General features: G+C 67.3%; 4 protein-coding genes and 1 tRNA gene. 3 read left to right on the top strand and 2 right to left on the bottom strand.

Annotation, left to right across the window (positions count from 1 at the left end; genetic code table 11):
• Window positions 1–32: 32 nt before the first annotated feature.
• From MJD61_13720 to MJD61_13730, 3 genes are all read left to right on the top strand, one after another.
• Window positions 33–3,824: a tetratricopeptide repeat protein gene (locus MJD61_13720; GenBank protein ID MCG8556330.1), complete on the top strand. Its 3,792-nt coding sequence runs from the start codon at window positions 33–35 to the stop codon at window positions 3,822–3,824.
• 32 nt (window positions 3,825–3,856) lie between these two features.
• Entirely contained in the window at window positions 3,857–4,723 is an 867-nt protein-coding gene (locus tag MJD61_13725) for a purine-nucleoside phosphorylase (protein MCG8556331.1), read from the top strand.
• A 101-nt stretch (window positions 4,724–4,824) separates the two neighbouring features.
• Complete coding sequence (locus MJD61_13730) at window positions 4,825–5,958, top strand: hypothetical protein (protein MCG8556332.1); 1,134 nt, start codon at window positions 4,825–4,827, stop codon at window positions 5,956–5,958.
• Window positions 5,959–5,987: 29 nt separating this feature from the next.
• Here MJD61_13730 and MJD61_13735 read toward each other — a convergent pair whose 3' ends face one another.
• Together MJD61_13735 and MJD61_13740 are read right to left on the bottom strand one after the other, a co-directional pair.
• Complete coding sequence (locus tag MJD61_13735; GenBank protein MCG8556333.1) at window positions 5,988–6,425, bottom strand: DUF805 domain-containing protein; 438 nt, start codon at window positions 6,423–6,425, stop codon at window positions 5,988–5,990.
• A 1,049-nt stretch (window positions 6,426–7,474) separates the two neighbouring features.
• Window positions 7,475–7,547 (bottom strand) — tRNA-Ala (locus MJD61_13740).
• Window positions 7,548–7,684 lie beyond the last annotated feature (137 nt).

The raw sequence follows: 7,684 nt of genomic DNA on the forward strand, positions 1-7,684 counted from the left end.
CCTTTGGTGAGCCCGGGAAGCCAAAGCGGCGGATGCCAGCCGGCACCTTTGGCACCGCCTTGCGCGGCGATGCGCCGGCGGCCACGGGCGGCCGCGCGCGAGGCAGCGAAGCGGATCTGCCGGCGGTGGCGGGGGCGAGCGGGGGTCGAGTAGGGCGTGGTGGCACGGGGGCAGGCAGCGAAGCGGATCTGCCGGCGGTGGCGCGTGCGAACGGGGCGAGCCCAACCGAGGGCGGCCCGATCGAGGGGGAACCAACCGTGGGCGGTCCAACCGAGGACGGCCGCGCCGCAGGCAGTGAAGCGGATCTGCCGGCGGTGGCAGGGGCGGGCGGGATGCCTGCGGTGGCAGCTCGAGCGCCAGGCAGCGAGGCGGGTCTGCCGGCGGTGGCAGCAGCACCCGGAAGTCGAACCGGTCCCCGTTCCACGCGGGCAGGCAGCGAGGCGGGTCTGCCGGCGGTGGCCCCTGCAGCTCGAGCTGCTTCGGACGCCGGAGCTTCGAGGCAGGCCACCGTCCCGGTGAACGGTTCGGCCAATCCAGAGGCGGTGGACGCAAGCGTTCCGCGCACCGACTCGGATCGATCGCTGCTGCACGCCGCCAATCCGAACGGCCCGGTACGGCGCCCTGAGCTGCCCGCCGCGCGCGCCACGGCTGCGCCCGCGCTCGAGGAGTCTGTGGGCTCGCCCGGCACAGCCAAGTCGGTTCCCGCAAGCGGTCGGTCGGTCTCCGGTCCTGGCGATGGCGATCTTCCTGTGTCGGTTGCGCAATTGCCTGCGCCGCTTCGTGCGGGCGAGCAGCCCGGCGGGCGGCGCGACCACGCTGCGGCGCCTGATCTGCCACAGGCGCGCAGCCAATTCGATCTGCCCGCGGTGCTTGTCGGAGATTCAGGTCTCGCGCAACCCGATCCGCCACCAAGCACATCGGAAGCGTCCGGTGCTTTCCCCGAGCCCTCTTCTTCCCCGAGCCCCGGACCCGAACCTGAGCGGGCTTCTTCGGAGTTCGACGACGAGTTCATGTTGCCGAAGCCCGCCATCGGGTGGGGCGACGACGAGAGCGATCAGGGTGCGGATGCGATGGGCTTCGGCGAGGTTCAGCTCGATGTCGGAAGCTCGGACATTCCGCCGCCCCGTCTGGCGGAGGGGAGTTTCGACGGGCGCGAGTCGGTGCCCGAGGAACGGGTATCCGAAGCAGAGGGCTTCGGCGAGCTCAACGTAGACGGCCGGGAGGCCGATCTCGACCTCGAGCAGGGTGCGGTCGAGGCCGAGCTGCGGGCCCGCGAGTCGGCCATGGCGCGGGCGGAGCGCGCGAGCGCCGACATACAGCAGCGTTGGGTCAAGACCAAGCGCGCCAAGCGAGCGCTCCTCGGCATCCTGGCGCTCCTGGGCATCATCGCTGCGGTCGGGACCGCGCTTGGCTTCACCCGACATGGCTTCTTTGCTGTCTACTACTTCGAGCGCTATCTGCCGGCCGCCGGCGATTCCGTGCACGTAGCAAGCGTCGTTGCAGAGGCCGAGCGTCTCGCCCAGAGCGATACCTACGCGGACGTACAAAGCTCGCTTCAGGTGTTGGCTAGACAGCGGAAGCAGACCGGGCTCAATCGCCTGCTGCTGTCCCGCAGCCTGCTGCACGAGTCGCTGTACCAGATCCGCTTCGGTAGCGCGTCGGCCAACTCATCGAACGCAGCAACGATACTCGCGCGGCTGGAGGAGCGCTCGGGTGAGGCGCCCGGTATGGCACTCGCCCGTCTGGCCGACGGCCTCGCGCGAGGCGACGCCGAAGCGGCCAGGAGCGTGCTGCCCACGGCTCGCGCCGAATCGTCCGCCGACCCCTATTTGTCTGTCCTGGTTGGCGAGATGGCCCTGCGCGAGGGCGACCATGCACGGGCAAGGGACGCGTTCACGCGGGCCGCAGCGCTTGGGGCGGGCGCCCGTGGTCAGTGGGGCGTTGCGCGCGCCCTGGAGCTCGCCGGCGACGACGACTCCGCCCTGCTCGAGGCGCTCGAGGACACGCTCGAGGCGAGTCCGCGCCACGCCGAGGCGCGCTTGGCGCGGGCGCGCATGCACCTCGGAAAACGGCCGGAGCAGGCGGTCGAGCTGCTCCAGCAAGTCGTGGGCAGCAAGCCCGTGGGCGAAGGGTCGTTGCAAGCCGCAGCCGCGACCCGCGCGCGGGCTTTTGCCCTCATGGGTAGGGTACGCGAGCGGCAGGAAAGGCCGGATGAGGCCCACAAGCACTACGCCGACGCGCTCAAGGTCGATGCCTATCAGGTCGATGCGCTGCTCGGTTCGGGTCGCGTGCTGCTCGCGAAGCGGCACTTCGCAGACGCCCTCGCGCGTTTCGAATCGGCCCTGAGCACGGCGAAGGCCAACGGAAACCCCACCAGTCTGGACGGCCGGCCGTCCGAGATCGAGGCGGAGTTGGGTATCGGCCGGGCGCAGCTTGCGCTGGGTCGCCTGGAGCCTGCCAAGGCGAAGTTGGAGGCGCTCGCCAAGCGCCATCCCGAGGAGCCGGAGCTTCGATTGTGGTGGGGCAAGGCGCTGCGTGCGCTGGGCCAGAGCAAGCTTGCCGAGCAGCGTTTTCTCGAAGCGATCAAGCTGCAACCCAAGGCGCTCGATCCCTACCTCGAGCTGTCGCACCTCTATACCGACACCGGACGCGCGCGACGCGCCTCGATCATCCTGCAAAAAGCGCACAGGAAGGTGCCCAAGAGCGCCCGCATGCACACGAAGCTCGGACAGTCCGAGCTGCGGCGAGGCCGAATCAAGGCCGCCACGCGGCAGTTCGCACGCGCGGTTGCGCTCGATCCGCACCACGGGGAAGCACTGCTCGGCCTCGGCGTGGCGGCCCGCCGGGGGGGTCGGCTGAGCGAGGCGGCCGAGATCTTCCAGCGTCTCGAGCAGGGGCGCCACCGGCTGGCGGGTTTGGCGCGAGAGCGGGGTTTGCTGTTCGAGGCGCGCGGTGAATTCCAGCGTGCCGAGGCGAGCTACAACAAGGCGCTCGGCAGCGAGCCGGACTCCACGGAGCTGCTACTCCGTCTGGCTAGCGTGCAAGTGGCCACGGCTCGGGCCGACGACGCCGAGCGCACGCTTGGCAAGGTGCTGCGGCTGCGTCCCAATTCCGCTCCCGGCGAGTACTTGCTCGGGCGCGTCGCGCTCGCCCGTGGCAACGGGCAGGAAGCGCTGACCCACTTCGACCGGGCGCTGTCGCTCGATGCCACTGCGCCGGAGTATCATCTGTATGCCGCGCGCGCTGCCTTGCGCGTGTCGGATCTCGGGCGAGCCCACGACGAGGTGCAGCTGGCGCTCCGCCGCGACAAGCGCTACGCGGACGCCTACTTGGTGAGGGCACAGATTCGCTTGCGCGCCGGTGCCGTGAGGGACGCGCTGCGCGATGCAGCGCTCGCCTTGAAGCACAACCCCTCAGGCCATGAGGCCTACGTGACGATGGGTGACTGCTACGAGCAGCTGCGCAAGCTGAAGGAAGCCATCGGCTCCTACGAGAAGGCCCTGGCGCAGCGTCCCGAGCAAGCGTACTGGTGGTACCGGCTGGGACGGCTGCGTCTGGACAACGGAGCCCAAGCGGATGCAGCCAAAGCCCTCGCGCGTGCAACCGCTCAGGCGCAGAAGCAAACCGAAGCTCCCCCATGGTTGGCCGATGCCCATCGCATCTACGCCGAAGCGACCTACAAGAAGCAGCGGTCCACGGCTATCAAGCACTTCCGCCGCTATCTGAGACTGGCGCCTCCCTCGGCGATCGACCGCCGCGACGTGATACGGCGCTTGCGTCGTTGGGGCGTCAAGCTGGCCGACCAAGAGGTCGCCTTGCACTAGCTCTTGGTCGCAAGGTAGCGTGCGTCCAATCCATGGCGACGTCGACCGAACGCGAGCGAGCTGTCCAAGCACTGCGGGCTGTCTTTCCAGGGCGTGTTGACGTTGCCGTGGTGTTGGGTTCCGGGCTCGCTGCAGTAACCGACATGGTCCAGGACTCGGTCGCGCTGCCTTACGAACGGGTCGCCGGCATGCCGGCGACAGGGGTCTCTGGCCACCGCGGGTGTTTTGTGTTTGGGTACTGTGGCCCCTACGGCGTTGTGTTCATGCAGGGTCGCACGCACCTGTACGAGGGTCGGAGCCCCGACGAAGTCGTGTACGGCGTGCGGCTCATGCTCGAGCTTGGCGCGCGCGTGCTCGTGGTAACCAACGCGGCCGGGGGGATTCGGCGTGATCTGGATAGCGGCGAGCTCATGCTGATCGAAGATCACCTGAATCTCACGGGGTGCAGTTGCCTGGTAACCGCATGCTTGGCAACCGTCAAAAGCGAAGCGACGGCAAGCGGAGCACAGAACCTTGGCGGGCCGAACGAACGCTTCGTAGACATGATCGACGCCTACGATGTCCGGCTACGCGAAAAGATGCGGCTTTGTGCCAGCGCGCTTGGAATCGAGCTCAAGCAGGGCGTGTACGCCGGCGTACTCGGTCCGAGCTACGAGACGCCGGCCGAGGTCCGCATGCTACGAACACTGGGTGCCGATGCCGTTGGCATGAGCACGGTGCAAGAGGTCATTGCGGCGCGCCAGTGCGGCGCCTGCTGCGTGGGGCTATCGGTGATCAGCAACCCGGCGTCCGATCGTGCGAGCGCGCCGCTCAAGCACGAGGACGTTCAGTCAAGCGCCGGCCTTGCGGTGCAGCGCCTGCGCTCGCTGCTGGCGCATTGGCTGCACAGTGGGTTGTAGCGCCAGCAGGTAGTTCTTCAACTGCGCCGGCCAAGCACGAGGACGTTCAGTCAAGCAGGCTGCCCGCGGGACAGGGCACATTTCTGTGTTAGATTCCAGGCATGCCGTGCTCGCCGGATGCCGGTTGGAGACTGCTCCCATCGGAGCGGGCGTTGTGGCAGGGCAGACCCAGACCGGGCACACCGAGCTCCAGTGCCTTCAGGTGGACGGCGCTGCTCGTGCTCGCGCTGTGCGCGGTGGCTGCTTGTTTCGCTGCGCTGCTGTCGATCAGCGAGCTGCCCGGAGCACGATCGATGGCATTCACCTCGGCGTATCTGGCGCTGCTCGGCCTCGGTCTTCACTTCGTGCCGCGTTACCTCCTGCACCGGTGCGAGTACCTGCTGACCGACCGGCGTATGCTCCTGCGCCGGGGAGCACTGCGTCGCTCGCTAGAGCTGCCATCGATCACCTTTGCGCGGATCCGCTGGCATCCCAGCGTCTGCGGAGTCGGTAGCCTCGAGCTCGTCTGCGCCACACCCTTTGGTCCCCTGGGCCGAGGCCAGCGCATCATGTTGCACGACGTGATTGCACCCGATGCCGTGCTCGCGCTCGTGCGCGGTTGTAGGGCGGGCGCGCATGCGGGTCAGGCCGACCTTTGCCTCAGCGAGCGCCTGGAGGAGGGGGAACGCGTGCAATGGGGTGCAAGCCCGGAGGGCTGGCTGCTCGGCTGGTCGGACGTGGCAACCGCTGTTTTGGGCACGGCGCTGTTGGCTACCGGCGTGGGTTACGGGCTGCGTGGGGGAGGGTTGCTGCTGCGCCTGGAAGATAACGGGCTGCGCGTCCAATCGTGGACGTGGCTGTTCTTGTTCCTCGCGGTGGCGATTTCCTGCAGCGCCATACTCACGGTGGGTGTATCGTTGTTGTGGCACGGGCTATGGGGCGCGCGCGCTTTGGGCCGCGCCACCGAGTACATCCTCACCGACCGCCGTCTGCTCATTCGACGCGGACGCACCGAGCTGTCGATCGATCGTCGACGCATCGTGGATGCGGCGGAGGTGCCGTGCATGGGTGGCCTGCACAATCTCTTCTTGATTCTCGATTCGCCGCATGCGCGCGCGCTGGCCGACAGCGGCGCGCTCGGGCCGGTCGCACCCCTGCGCGCGAGCGTGCCCCCGGTCCTGTACGAGCTTAGCGACACCACGCTGATCCGCGATCTGCTGTTCAAGCGCAACGCGGCCCAGGCTCTGGCCCGCTAGCTACATGCCGGTGCATAGCTATAGCTAAGCTAGCCCGAATCGTTCGACGCCGTGCGGCGCGCGGGGGCTCGCGGGCGCAGGAACGCATCGCTCACTCCCTGCTTGAGTTCTTCAGGGCTGGGGGCTCGCAGCAGGTAGCCCGGAGCGCCGTGTTCGTTCCAGGCGTCGTCGCCTTTTTGGAACGCCACGAGAAACAAAAACATGGGCCAGCCCACGTAGGGGATCAAGCTCAGCAGTTGGAACCAACCGGACCGACCCACGTCGTGGCATCGCTTCGAGTTGAGTGCCCACGTGGGGACGCTGCCGGTGGCGAGCGCCACGATGGGCTCACCCGCCATGAGCGCAACCAACGTGACAGCCAGCAACGAACCGTACCAGCGCCAGTAGCGCGGACGGTCGAGCCGCCCATCGAACGTAAACAGCATGTACATGGGCCATGATACGTTGACTGGAAGCTGCTGGCTCATGGCCCCAGACTCTCGCACGCGTCTCGGGTCTTGTCGAACAGAGCTTCGGGCCCGGCCGGTGCTCGCCTCGAGCGGCTCGAGTCCGATCCCTACATCCCCTGGGCCGGCGTCCCCGAGCGGGCTGCGTGTGCGCCGCGCCTCACCAGCGCGCCCGGTCCTCACCGAAACACACGAGCTATTCTCCCGCGGGCCTTGGCAGGTCGCCGAAGGGCAACAGGAACTCGAAGCAGTCCGACGTTTCCATGCCTGGATGCAGATCACCTTCGTAGGTGAGACCCGTGCGCACCGACAGCCGGCCCATGTGACCAGCGTAGCCGGCCCGGGCTCCGGGCGCCCAACGTTTGGGCCGCCGCAGCGGCGCTCGTCCAGAAACCCCGACTGAAGATCCGAATTCCCGAGACATGAACGGTTGAGCTTGCGGGTATCCTAAACCTGTGTTTCCAGAGACCATACAATATTTTTAGCCTATAGAATGTCTTGAATCTGGTTTTGTTTATCGAATTTTGCTTATCGAATTAAGTGCGCCAAAGACTGCCATGGAAGTTATTCATGATGTTTTTCGAGATATATACGGCGGGTTCTACGCGGAATATGACTTGGTATTACCCCAATTATTGTCTCCCCTCGGGGGATGGGTGAAAACCCTCGCCTTTAGGCGAAGCCTTCAGGAGGCGTAGCCGAAGCGGACTATCCCCCGCATGAATGCGGGGGTTTTGACACCACCCCCCCCAAGGCTCCGGACACGGCGCGGAGCACCGGACGCAGCCAACCACCCCCCAGCTCCACCTCCCCGGCCCCCCGTCACACCGCAAGCGGGGCTGGGGCCCCGCGCGCAGCGGGCAGCGAACCCCAATTAGACACGCGCTGGGGCCCCGCGCGCAGCGGGCAGCGAACCCCAACCACCCCCCAGTTCCACCTCCCCGGCTCCCCGTCACTCCCGCAAGCGGGGCTGGGGCCCGTCGCCCCAGTCCCACCTTCCTGGTCGCGGCAGGCCGCAAGCGGGGCTGGGGCCCCGCGCGCAGCGCGAAGCGAACCCCAATTAAACACAGTGGAGCTGAGGGGAATCGAACCCCTGACCTCCGCATTGCGAACGCGGCGCTCTCCCAGCTGAGCTACAGCCCCTTGGATGTCGGCTATTCCGAGGGGACGTACTATACAGAGGCCAGCCAGAGCGGCAAGCCAGGTTGGAGGCGTATGCCCCTGGCGCGGTATGCCCCTAGGGTCCTGGATCCGTGATTACGTACCTAAGTCGGCGAGCA

The sequence above is a fragment of the Pseudomonadota bacterium genome (assembly GCA_022361155.1).
In the GTDB taxonomy this organism is placed as follows: Bacteria; Myxococcota_A; Polyangia; order Polyangiales; family JAKSBK01; genus JAKSBK01.

Excerpts from the sequence above, each read along its gene's own strand:
- MJD61_13720 (MCG8556330.1), top strand. The coding sequence starts at position 33 with ATGCCAGCCGGCACCTTTGGCACCGCCTTGCGCGGCGATGCGCCGGCG.
- MJD61_13725 (MCG8556331.1), top strand. The coding sequence starts at position 3,857 with ATGGCGACGTCGACCGAACGCGAGCGAGCTGTCCAAGCACTGCGGGCT.
- MJD61_13730 (MCG8556332.1), top strand. The coding sequence starts at position 4,825 with ATGCCGTGCTCGCCGGATGCCGGTTGGAGACTGCTCCCATCGGAGCGG.
- MJD61_13735 (MCG8556333.1), bottom strand. The coding sequence starts at position 6,425 with ATGAGCCAGCAGCTTCCAGTCAACGTATCATGGCCCATGTACATGCTG.